Here is a 17,549-nt window from a genome sequence, read left to right as displayed (position 1 = left end):
CCTTGTGACCGCCGACCACGGCCTTCTGCGTGTAGCCCTTGCGACGATCGGGCATCTTTTCGCGTTCGCGGATGCGCTCGACACGCTCCACGACCCGCTCGACGATCTTCTCCGCCACCTGCGCGGCGCGCGCGGGGGCTGCGGATTCGAGCAGACGATCGACCGTGTCCGCCGCATCCTCGTCCTCATCCGCGTCATCCTCGATCAGCGCCGCATTGAGCGGCTGCGAGAGCTTTGAGCCGTCGCGATAGAGCGCGTTCGCCTTGAGCGCGAGTCGCCAGGAGAGCATGTAGGCGCTCTTGCAATCCTCGACCGTGGCATCGTTGGGCATGTTGATGGTCTTGGAGATCGCCCCCGAGATGAAGGGCTGCGCCGCCGCCATCATGCGGATATGGCTCTCCACCGAGAGATAGCGCTTGCCGACGCGCCCGCAGGGATTGGCGCAGTCGAAGACCGGGTAATGCTCCTCTTTCAGGTGCGGCGCACCTTCCAGCGTCATCGCCCCGCAGATATGGATATTGGCCGCGTCGATTTCGTCCTTCGTGAAGCCCAGATGCGCGAGCAGGTCGAATGAGGGATCGCTGAGCTTCTCCGCCGGGACCTTCAGCGTGTTGACGAGGAAATCCTCACCGATCGACCATTTGTTGAACACGAACTTGATGTCGAAGGCCGCCTTCATCCCGCCCTCGAGGGTGGCGATGATCTCGTCGGTGAAGCCCTTGGCCTTCAGGGTCTGTGGGTTGATGCCTGGCGCCTGCGCCATCGAACCATGGCCGAGCGCATAGACCTCGATCTCGGCGATCTCGTGCTCGCGATAGCCCAGCGTCCGCAGGGCGTCCGGCACGGCGCGGTTGATGATCTTGAAATAGCCGCCGCCGGCGAGCTTCTTGAACTTCACCAGCGCGAAGTCCGGCTCAATGCCCGTGGTATCGCAATCCATCACCAGGCCGATCGTACCGGTGGGCGCGATCACCGTCGCCTGCGCATTGCGATAGCCGTGCTTCTCACCAAGCGCGAGCGCCTCGTCCCAGGCGCGCTTGGCGCGCTCGACCAGGATCGGCTCCGGGCAGGAGGCGTGATCGAGGGCGACGGGGTTGACGTTGAGCGCCTCATAGCCGTCCGCCTCGCCATGGGCGGCGCGGCGATGGTTGCGCATCACCCGCAGCATGTGCTGCGCATTCGCCTCGTAGCCAGGGAACGGTCCGAGCTCGCGCGCCATCTCGGCGGAAGTGGCATAGGCCACGCCCGTCATGATCGCGGTGAGCGCGCCGCCGAGCGCGCGGCCCTCATCCGAATCGTAGGACAGGCCCATCGTCATCAAAAGACCGCCGATATTGGCGTATCCCAGACCCAGCGTGCGGTACTCATAGGAGAGCTGCGCAATCTCCTTGGAGGGGAACTGCGCCATGGTGACGGAGACTTCGAGCACCACGGTCCAGAGCCGGCAGAGATGCTCGTAGCCGCCGAAATCGAACTGCTTCGTCTCGCGATCATAGAATTGCAGCAGGTTTGCCGAGGCGAGATTGCAGGCCGTGTCGTCGAGGAACATGTATTCCGAGCACGGATTCGAGCCCCGGATCGGGCCCGATTCCGGGCAGGTATGCCAGTCGTTCATCGTCGTGTTGAAATGCAGGCCGGGATCCGCCGAAGCCCAGGCGGCGTGGCCGATCTTCTCCCAAAGGTCGCGCGCCTTCAGGGTACGCGCTGTCTTGCCGTCGGTTCGGCGGATCAGGTTCCACTCGCCATCCGCCTCGACGGCGCGCAGGAAATCGTCCTTCAGCGAGACGGAATTGTTCGAATTCTGGCCCGAAACCGTGAGATACGCCTCCGAATCCCAATCCGTGTCGTAGATGTCGAATGCGATATCCTTGTAGCCCTGCCTGGCGAACTGGATCACGCGCTTGATGTAGTTGTCGGGCACGAGCGCCTTGCGGGCGCGCTTGATCTCGCGCTTGAGGGCCGGGTTGCGCTCGGGATCGTAGCAGGCATCACCCGCCGCCTCGCAATTCACGCAGGCCTTCATCACCGCCTTGAGATGGCGGTTGCACAGCTTGGAGCCGGTGACGAGGGCGGCGACCTTTTGCTCCTCGCGCACCTTCCAGTCGATATAGGTCTCGATATCCGGGTGATCGACATCAACCACGACCATCTTGGCCGCGCGCCGCGTGGTACCGCCCGACTTGATCGCCCCGGCTGCCCGGTCGCCGATCTTGAGGAAGGACATCAGCCCCGAGGACTTGCCGCCGCCGGCAAGCTTCTCGCCCTCGCCGCGCAGCATCGAGAAGTTCGAGCCGGTGCCGGAGCCGTATTTGAACAGGCGCGCCTCGCGCACCCACAGATCCATGATCCCGCCCTCGTTGACGAGGTCGTCCTGCACGCCCTGGATGAAGCAGGCATGCGGCTGGGGATGCTCATAGGACGAGGTGGAACGCGTCAACTCACCCGTCTTGAAATCCACGTAGAAATGGCCTTGGCTCGGCCCGTCAATGCCATAGGCCCAGTGCAGGCCGGTATTGAACCATTGCGGCGAATTCGGCGCGACCATCTGCGAGGCCAGCATGAAGCGCAGCTCGTCGAAGAAGGCCTGGGCGTCGTCTTCGCTGGAGAAGTAGCCGCCCTTCCAGCCCCAGTAGGTCCAGCAGCCCGCCAACCGGTCGAAGACCTGCTTTGCAGAGGTCTCCGGGCCGTAGCGCTCCTCCTCCGGCAGTTTGGCGAGCGCCGTCTCGTCCGGCACCGAGCGCCACAGGAAGGAAGGAACGTCGTTCTCCTCGACCTTCTTCAGCGCCGCCGGCACCCCCGCCTTGCGGAAATACTTCTGCGCGAGCACGTCCGAGGCGACCTGGCTCCAGCTCTTGGGGACCTCGAAATTCTCGAGCTTGAAGACGGTCGAGCCGTCCGGGTTGCGGATCTCGCTGGTGGAGAGCCGGAAGGCAATGTCTGTATAAGGCGATTGCCCGGTGGTGGTGTAGCGCCGCTCGATCCGCATCTGTGTAGTCCCTTTGTCTGGCGTAACACCCTGATCGGCCTCGGATCAGGGAAAGCTTCGCCGGCCGCATGTTGCGGCTCTTGTCGCAATTTACTCTGTCTTGACGCTGATGGGCGGCTTTGGCGCCACCCTTGTTCTGCCCCGAATGCCCTGCGATGCCGGTCCCGAAAATGGTCTCACGAGCGCGCAGTCACTTATGCACACACCACTGGTGATGCACGACCGACAAGCCCTCGAAAACCCTTCCGAAAAACCACTCCGACCAGGCCCCGAGGCCCCGCCGCCGCATCCCGTACGGCATGTCCGGAAGCTATGCCCGACCCGCCCCACACGTCAAGAACTAGTGCTCGGTTCTTTTGCCGACGCTATATCTTGTGGAGATCGCCGGGATTGTGGATAAGCCGAAAACCCTGGCGTAACCCCTTTGAATCCCGACATGAATCGCATTCGACAGGGTGGGATAACACTTCCTTCACCATGCTGCGCAGGCGCAATAGATGTGGATGCGCAGGGGTCGGCGAGGGCATCCGGCAGGCCGTGCAGGGGCTCCCGTGCGGTCGAGAGATTCGCCGGAAGATTCGCCCAGACATTCGCCCGCCGCCCGATCAAGGTGACGATATCGGGAAACCGGAAGAAGGAAGGCCGGTGCGCTGCATGAAGGAGGTACCTTCCCTGCCCGGAACGGTATCCGGCAATATCGAGCCAGCCATGCAGCGCAATCTCCTCTCTTCCTCGCGGATGTACAGACCGCCGAGAGGGAAGTTCGGGCGCGCGCTTCAGGGGCCGTTCTGCCCTTGCGGGGCTAGCGTAATCGTGAGCTGCATCTGCTGGTGGTTGGGTTAGTCTGCGTGCGATTGCATGAATGGGAGGGCGCATGAGCCTGTCGTTACCCACGCGTCGCGGATTCATCGCGGCGACCGGCGTATTTTGCGCCTCCGCTGGCATTCCGGGCTTCGCTCATGCTCAGGGCGCGGCGCTCGCGATTCCCTTCGGGCCCGATCTGGCGCGGATGGGCTGGGAGCATATGACCTTCCGGCGCATCCCCACGACCGGTTACGTGGGCGCGGGGGAGCGTGAACTCGCCATCGAGGCGCGGGCGAGCTCGTCGCTGATCCATCGCACGCTGCCCGAGCCAGCTTTCGATGCGCGGGGCGCCTCATGGCGCTGGCGGGTGGATGAGGGCGTGCCGGCCACCGATCTGTCGCGGCGCGGCGGTGATGACCGGGCGATCGCGCTCTATTTCGCCTTTGCCCCGGAAAGCGCGCGCGCCTCCGCCGCCGCCGGGCGCACCAGCCTGCGCCGGCTGCTGCTTTCCGGAAGCGGCCAGATTCTCGTCTATGTCTGGGGCGGGGGCGAGCCACGCGGCACAATCGTGCCCAACCCCTATACACGCGGGCGCGGCGTCTACCTGATCCAGCGCCCGGCGAACACGCCGACCGGACAATGGCAGAACGAGAATGTCGATCTCGCAGGCGATTTCGCCCGCGCCTTCGGGCAGCCGCCCGGCATCCTCGTCGGCCTCGCCATCGCCTCGGATTCCGATGATGTCGACGGGATCAACCGCGCCCGCCTGGCCGATCTGACGCTCGCGGGTTGAGCGCCGGATCAGATCAGCGCGAAGCGGTCGACATCGACGAGGCCGCGATCAGAGATCTTGAGATGCGGGATCACCGGCAGCGGCAGGAAGGCGACCTGCAGGAAGGGCTCGGCCAGGGTCACGCCGAGGGCGCGCGCCTCCTCGCGCAGCGGGATCAGCGCGTCGCGGACCTGCTCGAAGGGCAAATCGCTCATCAGCCCGGCCACCGGTAGCGCGAGTTCGGCGCGCACCGCTCCGTCACAGGCCACGACGAAACCGCCGCCGATCTCGCCCAGGCGATTGACCGCGAGCGCCATATCGCGCGTATCGGCGCCCACCACCGTAATATTATGGCTGTCATGGCCGACGGAGGAAGCGATGGCGCCGCGCTTCATGCCGAAACCCTTGACGAAACCGCGCCCGATATTGCCGTTGCGCCCATGCCGCTCGACCACGCAGACACGCACGATGTCCTGATCCGTGTCGATGTCGAGAATGCCGTCAGTGAAGGGCAGCGTGGCCTCGAGATGCTGCGTGATGATCTGGCCCGGGATCACGCCGATCACCGGCTGCACTGCGGATTGCGCCCGCGCGATGAAATCGTCTGCGCTGACCGGCCGCGCCTTCATGCTCGACAGCCCGATCGGCGCGACCGCTTCGCGGGTGGCGAAAAGCGCGTCATCGACACGCCGCCCGGCGCTGAAGACTTCCCGCACATCGCATTGCGTGAGATCGCCGATCAGCACGATATCGGCGCGCCGCCCCGGCGCGATCATGCCGCGGTCATCGAGCCCGAAGGCACGCGCAGCGGTAAGCGAGGCGGCGCGGTAGACCGCGAGCGGCGGGCAGCCCAGCGTGATCGCGGTGCGGATCAGATGGTCGAGATGGCCCTCCTCGGCAATGTCCAGCGGGTTGCGGTCATCGGTGCAGAAGGCCAGAAACGGGCTGGTCGCCACGTCGAGCAGCGGGGCGAGCGCGTGCAGGTCCTTGGAGACCGAGCCCTCGCGGATCAGCACGGTCATGCCCTTGCGAATCTTCTCCAAAGCCTCCTCGGCGGTGGTCGCTTCATGCTCGGTGCGGATGCCGGCGGCAATATAGGCGTTAAGCCCCTCTCCCCGCAGGAGCGGCGCGTGCCCGTCGACATGGCGCCCGTCGAAAACCGCAAGCTTGTCGAGGCAGGCGGGATCGGCATTGATGATACCGGGAAAATTCATGAATTCGGCGAGCCCGATCACCTTGGGCGCATCGCGATAGCGCGCGAGCGCTGCGGCGTCGATCGCCGCACCGGCTGTCTCGAGATCGGTGGCGGGCACGCAGCTCGAGAGCTGCACGCGCAGATCCATGATGGTGCGATCGGCGCAGGCGAGGAAATAGTCAAACGCGTCGGTGCCAATCACATTGGCCATCTCGTGCGGATCGCAGATCGCGGTCGTGACCCCGTGCGGGAGCACGCAGCGGTCGAATTCGAGCGGCGTCACCAGCGAGGATTCGACATGCAGATGCGTATCGATGAAACCAGGCACGGCGATCAGCCCTTGCGCATCGAACAGCGTCTCGCCCTCGAAGCGGCCATAGGTCGCGACGATGGTATCGCCGCAGATGGCGATATCGGTCTCGGTCAGATCGCCGGTGACGAGATCGAACAGGCGTACATTGCGAATCACGGCGTTGGCGGGTTCCGTACCGGCACCTTGCAGGATACGCGCGCGGTTGCGTGTTTGTGACGATCCGTCTGCAATCATGATCCGCCCCGCTCTATCATTCAGCGCAGAGTGAAGCAGCGCCCGGGATTGTCAACGCGCGCATGTGGCAACCTGGGCCGACTCTCGTCAAATGCTGCGCGCGGTTCTATCTTCACGATGTGTGGTCAGGGCGATGAGGTGGGATGTGAGTGCTGAGGATTACGGCCTGCGCGAGGGCGAGGTGGCAGTCGATCTGCCCGAGGCATTCGATGCCGGGATCTATTTCATTGGGGAGATCGGCACGCCGTGGAAAACCCGCGCCGACTGCCCCAAGAACCCGGCGGAATCGGATGCGATCTGCACGATCCGGCTTGATTCGCGTTACGCGGCGGGGCTGAAGGATCTGGAGACCTGCTCGCATGTGATCGTGCTCTATTTCATGAACGAGGCGCGCCGCGACATCGTCCTCCAGCGTCCGCGCCATTACAGCACTGGCCGCGGTGTCTTCGCGCTGCGCAGCCCGGCGCGGCCCAATCCGATCGCGCTATCGGTGGCGCGGCTCGAAGCCGTCGAGGGCGACACCTTGCGCGTGCGCGGCCTTGATTGCCTCAACGGCACGCCGCTCGTCGATATCAAGCCCTATTTTGCGAGCATCGACGCCCGTCCCGAGGCGGTTGTCGGCTGGCGCCAGAGCGAGGGTCGGTAACGCGGCGCATCGCGGAGGGCCAGGCGCTCAACCTGCCCGAAGAAGTCGCACGCCGGCATCGCGTTCGAAGAGGTAGAGCAGGGCGCGCAGGGCGTCGCTGCGCGTGCCTTCAAGCTCGCGGTCGCGCTCCATGATCAGGCGGGCCTCGTCGCGGGCGACGGCGAGCAGATCGCCGTCGGTCTCGAGCCGTGCGAGCCTGAAGCCGGGCAGGCCGGACTGGCGCGATCCCAGCATCTCGCCCTCGCCGCGCAGGCGCAGATCCTCCTCGGCGATGCGGAAGCCGTCTTCCGTTTCGCGCATGATCTCGAGCCGCGCCTTGGCTGTCTCGCCGAGCGGGCCCTTGTAGAGCAGGAGGCAGGTGGAAGCGTCGGCACCGCGCCCGATGCGCCCGCGCAGCTGGTGCAACTGGGCGAGGCCGAAGCGCTCGGCATGCTCGATCACCATGATCGTTGCTTGCGGCACATCGACACCGACCTCGATCACCGTGGTCGAGACGAGGATTTTCGTCTCGCCGGCGATGAAACGCTCCATCGCCGCGTCTTTCTCGGGGCCCGGCAGCTTGCCGTGCACAAGGCCGACCGCATCGCCGTAGATGCGCCGCAGATCCTCCGCGCGCTCCTCGGCAGCTGCGAGGTCGAGCGCCTCGGATTCGCCGACCAGCGGGCAGACCCAGTAGACCCGCGCGCCGCCATCAAGCGCCCGCCCGATACTGCCGACGACTTCGCTCAGGCGTTCGAGCGAGATCAGCTTGGTGGCGATCGGTTTGCGCCCCGCGGGTTTCTCGTCGAGGACGGAGATGTCCATATCGCCGAAATGGGCCAGCGCCAGCGTGCGCGGGATCGGGGTCGCGGTCATGACGAGGACGTCCACCGCCTCGCCCTTGGCGCCGAGCGCCAGGCGCTGATGCACGCCGAAACGATGCTGCTCATCGACCACGGCGAGGCCGAGATCCTTGAAGATGACGTTCTCCTGAAACAGCGCATGCGTGCCGATGACGATGTCGATGCTGCCTGCGGCGAGCGCTTCGAGCACGGCGCGGCGTGCGCTCGCCTTGTCGCGCCCGGTGGTGAGCGCGATGCGCAGGCCCTGCGCTTCCACCATGGGTTTGAGGCGCTCGAAATGCTGGCGCGCGAGGATCTCCGTCGGCGCCATCATCGCCGCCTGCCGTCCGGCCTCCACGGCGCTTGCCATGGCGAGCAGGCCGACCACGGTCTTGCCCGCCCCGACATCACCCTGGAGCAGCCGCAGCATGCGCTTGTCCGAGACCATGTCCCCGCGGATTTCGGTAACGGCGCGAGCCTGCGCACCCGTCAGCGGGAAGGGCAGGGCCTTGGTGAAGGCCTCGACGAGGCGCCCGTCCCCGGCATTGGCGCGGCCCGGCTTGCGGCGCATGCGCGAGCGCACGATGGCGAGGGTGAGCTGGGAGGCGAGGAGCTCGTCATAGGCAAGCCGCCGCCGGGCGGGATTGCGCTCCAGCGCCTCGGCCTTCGCCGCATCCGCATCGGGCGGGCGGTGGAGCGTTGCGAGCGCATCGCGAAAGGCGGGGAAGCCGTTGCGCTGCATCCAGGCCGGATCCTGCCATTCGGGGAGCTCGGGAACGCGCTCCAGCGCGGCATTGGTAAAGCGCGCGATCAGCCGCGAGGTGAGCCCCTCGGTCTGGCCGTAGACGGGTTCGACGGTGGGCAGCTTGTCGGCCTCACGGGCATCGAGGATGCGATCGGGATGCACCATCTGGCGCCGCCCGTCCCATAATTCGATCTTGCCCGAGATGATCTTTTGTGCGCCCACCGGCAACAGGCCCTGGATGCGCTGGCGGGGCAGGTTGAAGAAGATCAGCGCAATATCGCCGGTCGCATCCTCGACGACGACGCGATACGGGGCTTTCGAGCGGTTGAGCGGGCCCGGCTGGTGATCGACCACCGTGACGGCGAGCGTCACCTGCTCGCCAACCGGTGCCTCGGCGATCGAGCCGCGCAGCCGCCGGTCGATCCCGCCGGTGGGAATGTGAAAAAGCAGATCCACGATCCGCGCCGGCTGGCCCTGGGCACCGACGAGCCGGTCGATCAGCGGCGCGATCTTTGGCCCGACGCCCGGGACGCTCGTCGCCGGGGCGAAATAGGGATCGAGTATGGCGGGGCGCAGGGACATCTGTGGATCGGCGCTTGCTCGGAATGGCTGGTTTTCGCACGCAGGCAAGCTATATACCCCGTCAGACTGAACCCGGCGAGCCCTTCGCGCGATTTCGCCGAAAAGACGCGCGCAGGTTTTCCCGTCCAAACGCATGCGTGGCGCCAACCGCGCGATCCAAGGAGACTGCCCCATGACCGGCACCACCCGCTCCAGCGCCGATCTCGACGTCCGCCGCCGTCGGGTGCTGTTCCGCTCCTGGCATCGTGGTATCCGCGAGATGGATCTGCTTATGGGCCAGTTCGCGGATGCGCGCATCGGTGAGATGACCGATGCCGAGCTCGACATCTACGAAGCGCTGATCGAGGTGCCGGATCGTGATCTGTTCCGCTGGCTCACCGGCGAGGACCCGGTTCCGGTAAATTACGACACCCCGGTCTTCCGCGATCTGAAGGGTTTCCATCAGCATAGCGGCCCGATCAACGTCTGACGCGGATCATCTCAGCCCGAGCCGTCATCATGCGCGCGTCGGATCCGGCGTACCAGCAGCGCGAGGGCGATCAGGATGACCGGAATCGCCGCCGCCGTGACGATGGTGGGATCGACGGCAAAGCCGGCCTCTCGCGCACCCGTGAGGCCGCGATGCAGAAGGCCGCTGATGTAATAGGTGATCGCCGCGACGGAAAGGCCTTCCACCGTCTGCTGAAGCCGCAATTGCGTGCGCGCTCGGGCATTCATGGTCTGGAGCAGATTGCTGTTCTGGCTCTCCAGCTCAACATCGACACGCGCGCGCAAAAGCTGCGCGGCGCGGGAGAGCTTGCGGGAGAGGTTGGCCTGGCGCTCCTCGGTCGACAGGCAGGTGCGTATTGCCGGCTGAAGGCGCCTGTCGAGGAAGGATGACCACGAATCATAACCCGTGACGGATTTTTCAGCGATCGCCTCCAGCCGCAGGCGCACGAGATCGCCATAGGCGCGCGTGGCGCCGAAGCGATACAGTGACGCGGCCGCGTCACTCTCCAGTTCAGCGGCGAGCCCGGTCAGGGTGTCCAGCAGCCGGCGATTATCGGTAAAACCGTTGCTGTGGCGCATCTCTTCGAGAAGACCGGGCAGGGTCGTCTCGATCCGCCGGATCGTCGGCGCAAGCGCCTGCGCTTCGGGCAGGCCGAGCAGCGCCATCGTGCGATAGGTCTCGATTTCCAGAAGCCGCTGCACCAATGCGCCGCCCTGGGCGGGGCTGAGCCCGCGATCCTCGACGAGGATCCGCACGAAGCCATGCGCGTCCGCCCGGAAATCCGTGACGACCCGGCCCGCACCGCCTTCCACATCGGCGATGGCAAGATTGGCATCACCGAAAACACTCTTCAGATCCGCCGACCCGCCATGCAGGCTGAGGTCCACGGCGACCATAAGGAGGCCGGAGCCGTTGTCATCGTCTTGCAGATCCTGCAATCCGTCCATGACGCGCGCAAGACGATCCGGGGCGGGTTCATGGGCATCAGGTCCGCTGCCCCCGCCGCCATTGCCCGGAAATTCCCAGGTATAGGTGGTGAACTCGCCGTGACTTTCGAAGCGCAGGGCGACGCCGGAGCATTGCGCGCGATGATGACGTGCGCTCTCCGCAGGCAAAGGAAGACCGCGCGCGTCGCACCATTGCGCAAGCCGTGCCCGCGCCCGGCTAGCCGCTTCCTCGTCAGTCATGAAGGCAAGATGAATGACGCGATGCGGCGCTGCGAGCGGCGCGAATGGGCGCGCATGCATTTCCGCCAGCAAACGACCGCGCAGCGGATGTTGCCGGAATTGCAGCGGGGGGTCGTCACCAGCGTGATGCGTCTGCGCGCCACTCATCTTGTCAACCTTGCCATTTTGCGCGAACCGCACCATGGCCGAAAACGCGACTTTCGCCAATCATGCGACGTAAGGCCATGTGCGTCGATATCCGGATATGCCCGGGTGTGCGTCATCGGTTCCCGCACGCTTGCGAATGCCGGCTGAGAATGCAAATGGTGTAGCCTTTGTCGAGGTTGCCGATGTAGCCCGGCCAGAGCGAGTCATCCCATCCATGTCTGAGACCAAACCCTTCGGCGCATTTTCACCTTCCGGGTCCGTGGCGCGCATCATCAGATGGACGCGTGCTGCGTCTGATACCTGGCTGTCGAAGCGCATGACCTTCCTGTTGCGCCGGATTGCCTTGAAGAGACTTGCCGGTGCGCCAGTCGACATCGAGACGTTCGGCGCGAAGATGCGGTTGTTTCCCTACAACAATGTCAGCGAGAAACGGGTCCTCTTCACGCCGCAATTCTTCGATCCGCTGGAGCGGGAGATCCTCGAATCGCGCATTCGCGACGGTTTCGTCTTCGTGGATATCGGTGCCAATATCGGCGCCTATTCGCTGTTCGTGGCCATGCATGCCGGCGCGGGGGCGCGCATTCTGGCCATCGAGCCGCAGCCTGATATCTTCGACCGCCTCGTCTTCAATATCCGCCAGAATTCCGGCGCCACGATCAAGGCTGTCGATTGCGCCGTCGCCGACAAGCCGGGTGAGGTGACCCTGTTCATCGATCCGCGCAACAGCGGGGAATCGTCGGTGAAGGTCGTCGGATCCGGCCAGGCCAGCGCCATCAAGGTTACCGCCACGACCTTGCAGGACCTCGTCGGAGCTGAAGGTTATAAGCATATTGATGCGCTCAAGCTGGATGTCGAGGGCGCCGAAGACATCATCCTCGAGCCTTTTTTGCGTAATGCTCCACGGACGTTGCACCCGCGTTTGATCATTATCGAGGACGGAACCGAGCGCTGGCAGACCGATTTGCCGCGTCTGCTCGAGGAAACGGGTTACCGCGAGATCGCCCGCACGCGGCTCAATCTGGTTTACGAGCGCGACGCATGAGCGCCGCAACGGAAGCGGCTGACGGCGGGGTCGTGGCCATCATTGGCGCCGGCCCGGCCGGGTTGATGGCAGCGCAGGTTCTCGCCGAGCGTGGCCATGCGGTGGTGATCTTTGAGCGCATGCCCTCGCCCGCGCGCAAATTCCTGCTGGCCGGGCGCGGCGGGCTCAATCTGACGCATAGCGAAGCGCAGGACGTGTTTCTCAAGCGCTATGGCGCGCCGCAGCCGCAACTCACGCAGGCGATCGCAACCTTCACGCCGCAGCACCTGCGCGACTGGAGCACTGCGCTCGGTGAGCCGACCTTCGTTGGGTCGAGCGGGCGGGTTTTCCCCAAGAGCTTCAAGGCCTCGCCGCTGGCGCGCGCATGGCTCGCGCGGCTGGCGGGGATGGGAGTAACCCTGAAGACACGCCACCGCTTCACCGGCTTCGACGGGCCCGACGGGCTCGTCTTCGAAACGCCCGATGGCGTGATATACCTGCGTCCTGCTGCGACCTTGCTGGCGCTGGGCGGTGCCTCCTGGGCGCGTCTTGGCTCCGATGGCGCCTGGACCGTGCCCCTGGGCGAGACCGGTGTCGCGATCACCCCGCTCGCACCGTCGAATGTCGGCTGTGAGATCAGCTGGAGCGAGACCTTCCGCGCACGCTTCGCCGGCGCGCCCCTCAAGCGCATCGCGCTGGCTTGCGGCGACATGATCCAGCGCGGCGAGGCGGTGGTCACCGAAACCGGGCTCGAAGGTGGCGCCGTCTATGCGCTGTCGCAGCCCTTGCGCGAGCAACTGGTCGGGGCGGGCGCTGCGCAACTCGTCGCCGATCTGCGGCCCGATCTGAGCGTGGACGAGATCGCGGCTAAGCTCGCCCGCGCCGAAGCATCGAAGCGCAGCGATACGCTCACCAACCGTCTGCGCAAGGCGCTCGCCCTTGATCCCGCCGCGATCGGCCTTTTGCGTGAGGCGCATGGCGTCGATCTGCCGCGCGCGCCGGAAGCGCTCGCTGCGGCGATCAAGGCTGTGCCACTCACCGTGACGGGTTTGCGCCCGATCGATCGGGCGATTTCCTCGGCCGGTGGGGTGGCATTTTCGGCGATTGATGATGCGTTCATGCTGAAGGCGCGTCCGGGAACCTTCATCGCCGGCGAGATGCTGGATTGGGAAGCGCCGACAGGCGGGTATCTGCTCCAGGCCTGCTTCGCCACCGGCATTGCGGCGGGGGAGGGGATCGCGGCCTGGCTGAGGTCGCGCGAAAGCGCATGAAGATCGCCGAAGATGCTTGAGAGCCGGGGCTTGCCCGGCTATAAGCGCCGCACCATCTACACCATTCCAAAAAGAACGGATCTCTCATGGCCATCGAGCGCACCTTCTCGATCATCAAGCCCGACGCGACCAAGCGCAACCTGACCGGCGCCATCAACGCTGTCTTCGAGGAAGCGGGCCTGCGCATCGTCGCGCAGAAGCGTATCTTCATGACCACCGCTCAGGCGCAGGAATTCTACGCCGTGCACAAGGAACGCCCGTTCTATGGCGAACTGGTCGAATTCATGACCTCGGCGCCAGTCGTGGTGCAGGTGCTGGAAGGCGAGAACGCCGTCGCCAAACATCGCGAAGTCATGGGTGCCACCAACCCGGCTGAAGCCGCCGAGGGCACGATCCGCAAGAAGTTCGCGCTCTCCGTGGGCGAGAATTCCGTGCATGGCTCCGATTCCGCCGAGAATGCCGCTATCGAGATCGCGCAGTTCTTCTCCGGCATGGAAATCGTCGGCTGATTTCATTGTGCTTTCCGGGTGACGCCGCGTCGCCCGGATGCCTTCGCTCTTGCCCCGTATCGGAGTGACGCCATGGAGACGCCCACGGTTGCCCTGCATGTCTGGGTGCTTGGCGCCTTCGATCCGGTGCTGATCGCCATTGCCGCGTTTCTCGGCTGGAAGGCGGACCAGTTCGCCAAGGTCTTCATCGCGGCGATCGCCGCCCTGCTGATCTCGGTGCCCGTCTCCTGGGGCATCAACGCACTCGGCCTGCCCTGGATTGCGCCGGTGGGCGGCGAGCAGCCGATGCTGCTGCAGGTTCGCACCGGCGGCGCCATCCTTTGGGCGAGCCTCGCCTATTTTGCGCACCGGCTTCGCGAGCGCGCCGGAGATTAGGTCTCAGCGACCCGGGTTTTCCCGGGTCCAGCATTGCTCCGCCATGGGCTTTTCGTTTGCTATCCGGTCACGACGATTGTGAGCCGGACGGCAATGGCGCCCGGCACCGATGGCTCTTCAGGGCCTTGGTCAGAAGTCGAAGAGCTCGCCGAGGAAAGACTTCTTCCTGTGCGGCTTCTGGTGGCTCCGCTGGCCGCGATATTGCGTTTGCCGATCGTCGCGTGCTTCTGGTGGATAGGGAGCGCGCGCTCCCCGCGCTGCGGGGGGGCTCTGCGGCAACGGATCGCTCAGTGATCTTGTCTAGTTCGCCGCGGTCGAGCCATACACCCCTGCAGGTTGGGCAATAACCGATCTCGATTCCCTGCCGTTCGCTCATCGCCAGTTCGGCGCCATCTATCGGACATTTCATGCGGTTTTTCCGTTTCACGCGTTCCGTCGCTGACAGGTGGCCGCGATCAGGTCTCGCCCGGAAACTCTCACGGCAACAGGAAGAAGATGTAGGCGCCATAGCCGGCCAGTAAAAGCGCACCCTCCCTGCGCCCGATCCTCAGACTGGTCCAGGCAAATGCAACCATGACGAGACTGGCCAGAATCATGGCGTAAATGTCGAAATCGAGGATCTGCTCCGGAACATCCAATGGTGAGATCAGCGCAGTGACTCCGCCAATGGCAAGAATGTTGTAGATGTTCGACCCGACGATATTCCCGAATGCGACATCGGCCTGTTTGCGGAGAGCCGCGATAACCGAGGTGATCAGTTCCGGCAATGAGGTGCCGACGGCAACGATGGTCAATCCGATGATCGTGTCGGAGATGCCGAATTGCTGGGCAAGCGCGACAGCGCCGTTAACCAGTAGCGTTCCTCCGAATATAAGAAGTGCAAGCCCGAAGACGCAGAACAGGATCGACCTGAATGCGGAGGTTTCCTCGGGAGCTGCCTGCACGAGCGTCGGGTCGGCCCCCTCGAGCGCTTTTGCCTTGTCATACACGGCACCATGATCGGTCACGAAAGCCCGCCGTTCCTGGCGGATGACCATCGCAATATAAATCACGAGGGTTAGCACGAAGACGATACCCACGCCGCGACCGAGCGTCATGCTGGCAGACGCTGCCGAAAAGACCAGCGCGACTGCAAGCAGGGTTGCGCCGTCGCGCTTCAACGCGGTGGAATTCACGACAATCGGAAAGATCAGCGCTGAGACCCCCAGGATCAGCAGGATATTCGCGATGTTCGAACCGACAATGTTGCCGATGGCAATGCCGGGCGTGCCGGCGAGCGTCGCCTGAACGGATGTGACCATCTCGGGCGTCGAGGTCCCGAATCCGACGACGGTCAATCCGATTACCAGCGACGATATTCCCAGACCCGCCGCCAGGCGGACCGCACCGCGCACCAGAAGTTCACCGCCGACGAAGAGCAATACGAGCCCTGCCAGCACCATTACGGTCGTCATTCGAACAGGGCTCCGGAATTCGCCGAATTAACGCGCCTTGGGGGATGGAATGGTGGATTGCCGAGCCGAACATGGGGAATAGGCTCGCTGATCACGCCCGTCCGCTGGTAAAAAATAGGATACCACGCACCTGCCCCAATGCGCCAGCGACACCTTCTTTGGTCGCACAGCCTTGCGCCAGGGATCGGGATTGTGCGAGCGCGCGTTTCCGCAGTTGTCAGTTTGCGTCCCTTGAAAATGCCGACTCGTGGGGCCGGTCGACCCGCATCTTCCTACTGGGCGTCACTTGCCGACTCGCCCTGCGGTAGCGTTGCTGTCGGCGCCTGGCCGACTTCCGTGGTGCCGAATGTCAGCAGGCTGATCAGGGCGATCAGAACAACCGCGCCGATCAGCACCCAGATCCAGAGTGAGGATGTGCGGCGCGTGGGTTTCGGGCGCTGGTCGATCTGATCGGGATCATGACCCGGCTGCATCAGGTTCGGGTTGCGATGGGGGGCGTTCGGATCATGCTCCATGGGCGGCTGCCCGGGATCGCGCTGCGTCATGACGGGCCTCCTCAGGCTCTGTCAGTTCGGTATTCTGGACAGGTAACGCGCCGGTGCGCGTGAAGTTGCATCGGATTTCCGCAGGGCGAATGCATGTCGAGTCTTGCAGTAGGCGGCGCGGGAGGCTAACCGGAAGCAGGTTGTTTCGAAGGATGGATGTCTCATGAACGCGCCGGTCGATCACAAGAAGCTCATCAAGGGCGCCACGGGTGATTGGGAAGTCGTCATCGGCATGGAGATCCATGCCCAGGTGACGAGCAAGGCCAAACTGTTCTCCGGCGCCGCCACCGCGTTTGGTGCGGAGCCGAATGCGCATGTCTCGCTGGTCGATGCGGCGATGCCGGGCATGTTGCCGGTGATCAACCGGGAATGCGTGCGCCAGGCGGTGCGCACGGGGCTCGGCCTCAAGGCCCAGATCAATCTTCGCTCCGTCTTCGACCGCAAGAACTATTTCTACCCGGATCTGCCGCAGGGCTATCAGATCAGCCAGTACAAGTACCCCATCGTCGGTGAGGGCGAAGTCGTGGTCGATATGGCCGACGGCACGCAGATCCATGTCGGGATCGAGCGCCTGCATCTGGAGCAGGATGCGGGCAAGTCGATCCACGATCTCCACCCCTCCCAGAGCTTCGTCGACCTCAACCGCTCCGGCGTCGCGCTGATGGAGATTGTCTCCAAACCCGATCTGCGCTCCTCGGAGGAGGCCAGGGCCTATGTCACCAAGCTGCGGACGATCCTGCGCTATCTCGGCACCTGCGACGGCGATATGGAGAAGGGCAATCTGCGCGCCGACGTGAACGTCTCCGTGCGTCGCCCCGGGGATCCGCTCGGCACGCGCTGCGAGATCAAGAACGTCAATTCCATCCGCTTCATCGGCCAGGCCATCGAGCACGAGGCGCGCCGGCAGATCGGCATCATCGAGGATGGCGGCACCATCGACCAGGAGACGCGGCTGTTCGACCCTGGCAAGGGCGAGACGCGCTCGATGCGCTCAAAGGAAGAGGCGCATGATTACCGCTACTTCCCCGATCCTGACCTGCTGCCGCTGGAATTCACGCAGGATTTCGTCGACGAGCTCGCGACCCATCTGCCGGAGCTGCCCGACGAGAAGAAGGAGCGCTTCATCGCCGCGTACGGTCTGTCGATCTATGATGCGGGCGTGCTCATCGCCGAGCGCGAATCGGCTGATTTCTTCGAGCGCATCGCCAACGGGCGCGACGGCAAGGCGGCAGCGAACTGGGTGATCAACGAGCTGTTCGGGCGCCTCAACAAGGAAGGGCTGGGGATCGAGGATTCACCCGTCTCCGCCGACCAGCTCGGCGGCATCGTCGATCTGATCGGCGAGGGGGTGATCTCCGGCAAGATCGCCAAGGACGTCTTCGAGATCGTCTGGAGCGAGGGTGGTGACCCGCGCGCCATCGTCGCGGAGCGCGGCATGAAGCAGGTCACCGA

The 17,549-nt window shown here is 64.5% G+C and carries 15 protein-coding genes and 1 pseudogene; 9 read left to right on the top strand and 7 right to left on the bottom strand.

What is annotated here, in order from left to right:
• Positions 1–2,986, bottom strand: a 2,986-nt coding sequence (locus VKP01_RS16950; protein WP_324414366.1) for a vitamin B12-dependent ribonucleotide reductase, incomplete at its 3' end; no start/stop codon positions are given.
• Positions 2,987–3,860: 874 nt separating this feature from the next.
• On the opposite strand from VKP01_RS16950, the gene VKP01_RS16945 reads away from it, so the two are divergent.
• Positions 3,861–4,583, top strand: coding sequence for a DUF3047 domain-containing protein (locus tag VKP01_RS16945; protein WP_324414364.1), 723 nt, complete (start codon positions 3,861–3,863; stop codon positions 4,581–4,583).
• A gap of 8 nt (positions 4,584–4,591) precedes the next feature.
• Here VKP01_RS16945 and ade read toward each other — a convergent pair whose 3' ends face one another.
• Positions 4,592–6,304 carry an adenine deaminase gene (ade, locus tag VKP01_RS16940; protein ID WP_324414362.1) on the bottom strand — a complete coding sequence of 571 codons (1,713 nt, stop codon included), beginning with the start codon at positions 6,302–6,304 and terminating at the stop codon, positions 4,592–4,594.
• A 145-nt stretch (positions 6,305–6,449) separates the two neighbouring features.
• Between ade and tsaA the strand changes: the two genes are divergently transcribed.
• Positions 6,450–6,950: a tRNA (N6-threonylcarbamoyladenosine(37)-N6)-methyltransferase TrmO gene (tsaA, locus tag VKP01_RS16935; protein WP_324414360.1), complete on the top strand. Its 501-nt coding sequence runs from the start codon at positions 6,450–6,452 to the stop codon at positions 6,948–6,950.
• Positions 6,951–6,977: 27 nt separating this feature from the next.
• Here tsaA and recG read toward each other — a convergent pair whose 3' ends face one another.
• Entirely contained in the window at positions 6,978–9,098 is a 2,121-nt protein-coding gene (gene recG, locus VKP01_RS16930) for an ATP-dependent DNA helicase RecG (protein WP_324414359.1), read from the bottom strand.
• 172 nt (positions 9,099–9,270) lie between these two features.
• On the opposite strand from recG, the gene VKP01_RS16925 reads away from it, so the two are divergent.
• A complete protein-coding gene (locus VKP01_RS16925) occupies positions 9,271–9,567 on the top strand; it encodes a succinate dehydrogenase assembly factor 2 (protein ID WP_324414357.1) in 297 nt (98 codons plus the stop codon).
• An 11-nt stretch (positions 9,568–9,578) separates the two neighbouring features.
• Here VKP01_RS16925 and VKP01_RS16920 read toward each other — a convergent pair whose 3' ends face one another.
• Complete coding sequence (locus VKP01_RS16920; RefSeq protein ID WP_324414368.1) at positions 9,579–10,835, bottom strand: DUF3422 domain-containing protein; 1,257 nt, start codon at positions 10,833–10,835, stop codon at positions 9,579–9,581.
• Here VKP01_RS16920 and VKP01_RS16915 point away from each other — a divergent pair.
• The 5 genes from VKP01_RS16915 (at position 10,785) to VKP01_RS16895 (ending at position 14,098) form a co-directional block, all read left to right on the top strand.
• Entirely contained in the window at positions 10,785–11,069 is a 285-nt protein-coding gene (locus VKP01_RS16915) for a hypothetical protein (protein ID WP_324414370.1), read from the top strand. The genes VKP01_RS16920 and VKP01_RS16915 overlap by 51 nt on opposite strands.
• 67 nt (positions 11,070–11,136) lie before the next feature.
• The gene (locus VKP01_RS16910) at positions 11,137–11,964 is read left to right on the top strand and encodes an FkbM family methyltransferase (RefSeq protein ID WP_324414355.1); all 828 of its coding nucleotides are present in this window, start codon (positions 11,137–11,139) and stop codon (positions 11,962–11,964) included.
• Positions 11,961–13,214, top strand: coding sequence for a TIGR03862 family flavoprotein (locus tag VKP01_RS16905; RefSeq protein WP_324414353.1), 1,254 nt, complete (start codon positions 11,961–11,963; stop codon positions 13,212–13,214). Before VKP01_RS16910 ends, VKP01_RS16905 begins: the two co-directional genes overlap by 4 nt.
• An 86-nt stretch (positions 13,215–13,300) precedes the next feature.
• Positions 13,301–13,723, top strand: a complete 423-nt coding sequence (ndk, locus tag VKP01_RS16900; RefSeq protein ID WP_324414351.1) for a nucleoside-diphosphate kinase — start codon at positions 13,301–13,303, stop codon at positions 13,721–13,723.
• 72 nt (positions 13,724–13,795) lie between these two features.
• Positions 13,796–14,098, top strand: a complete 303-nt coding sequence (locus tag VKP01_RS16895) for a hypothetical protein (protein ID WP_324414349.1) — start codon at positions 13,796–13,798, stop codon at positions 14,096–14,098.
• A 129-nt stretch (positions 14,099–14,227) separates the two neighbouring features.
• Here the strand turns inward: VKP01_RS16895 and VKP01_RS17375 are convergent.
• The 3 genes and pseudogenes from VKP01_RS17375 to VKP01_RS16880 form a co-directional block, all read right to left on the bottom strand.
• Positions 14,228–14,507, bottom strand: a pseudogene (locus VKP01_RS17375) (zf-TFIIB domain-containing protein).
• Positions 14,508–14,574: 67 nt separating this feature from the next.
• Positions 14,575–15,552, bottom strand: a complete 978-nt coding sequence (locus tag VKP01_RS16885) for a calcium/sodium antiporter (RefSeq protein WP_324414347.1) — start codon at positions 15,550–15,552, stop codon at positions 14,575–14,577.
• Positions 15,553–15,824: 272 nt separating this feature from the next.
• Entirely contained in the window at positions 15,825–16,097 is a 273-nt protein-coding gene (locus tag VKP01_RS16880) for a hypothetical protein (protein ID WP_324414345.1), read from the bottom strand.
• Positions 16,098–16,260: 163 nt separating this feature from the next.
• Here VKP01_RS16880 and gatB point away from each other — a divergent pair.
• A partial coding sequence (gene gatB / locus VKP01_RS16875) for an Asp-tRNA(Asn)/Glu-tRNA(Gln) amidotransferase subunit GatB (protein ID WP_324414343.1) occupies positions 16,261–17,549 on the top strand: 1,289 nt, incomplete at its 3' end.

This window comes from Saliniramus sp. (assembly GCF_035311605.1).
Lineage (GTDB): Bacteria > Pseudomonadota > Alphaproteobacteria > Rhizobiales > Beijerinckiaceae > Saliniramus.
Note: the sequence above shows the minus strand (reverse complement) of the source record. Positions and strands in the feature narration are given on the sequence as shown.

Excerpts from the sequence above, each read along its gene's own strand:
- VKP01_RS16945 (WP_324414364.1), top strand. The coding sequence starts at position 3,861 with ATGAGCCTGTCGTTACCCACGCGTCGCGGATTCATCGCGGCGACCGGC.
- ade (WP_324414362.1), bottom strand. The coding sequence starts at position 6,304 with ATGATTGCAGACGGATCGTCACAAACACGCAACCGCGCGCGTATCCTG.
- recG (WP_324414359.1), bottom strand. The coding sequence starts at position 9,098 with ATGTCCCTGCGCCCCGCCATACTCGATCCCTATTTCGCCCCGGCGACG.
- VKP01_RS16925 (WP_324414357.1), top strand. The coding sequence starts at position 9,271 with ATGACCGGCACCACCCGCTCCAGCGCCGATCTCGACGTCCGCCGCCGT.
- VKP01_RS16915 (WP_324414370.1), top strand. The coding sequence starts at position 10,785 with ATGAATGACGCGATGCGGCGCTGCGAGCGGCGCGAATGGGCGCGCATG.
- VKP01_RS16920 (WP_324414368.1), bottom strand. The coding sequence starts at position 10,835 with ATGCATGCGCGCCCATTCGCGCCGCTCGCAGCGCCGCATCGCGTCATT.
- VKP01_RS16910 (WP_324414355.1), top strand. The coding sequence starts at position 11,137 with ATGTCTGAGACCAAACCCTTCGGCGCATTTTCACCTTCCGGGTCCGTG.
- VKP01_RS16905 (WP_324414353.1), top strand. The coding sequence starts at position 11,961 with ATGAGCGCCGCAACGGAAGCGGCTGACGGCGGGGTCGTGGCCATCATT.
- ndk (WP_324414351.1), top strand. The coding sequence starts at position 13,301 with ATGGCCATCGAGCGCACCTTCTCGATCATCAAGCCCGACGCGACCAAG.
- VKP01_RS16895 (WP_324414349.1), top strand. The coding sequence starts at position 13,796 with ATGGAGACGCCCACGGTTGCCCTGCATGTCTGGGTGCTTGGCGCCTTC.
- VKP01_RS16885 (WP_324414347.1), bottom strand. The coding sequence starts at position 15,552 with ATGACGACCGTAATGGTGCTGGCAGGGCTCGTATTGCTCTTCGTCGGC.
- VKP01_RS16880 (WP_324414345.1), bottom strand. The coding sequence starts at position 16,097 with ATGACGCAGCGCGATCCCGGGCAGCCGCCCATGGAGCATGATCCGAAC.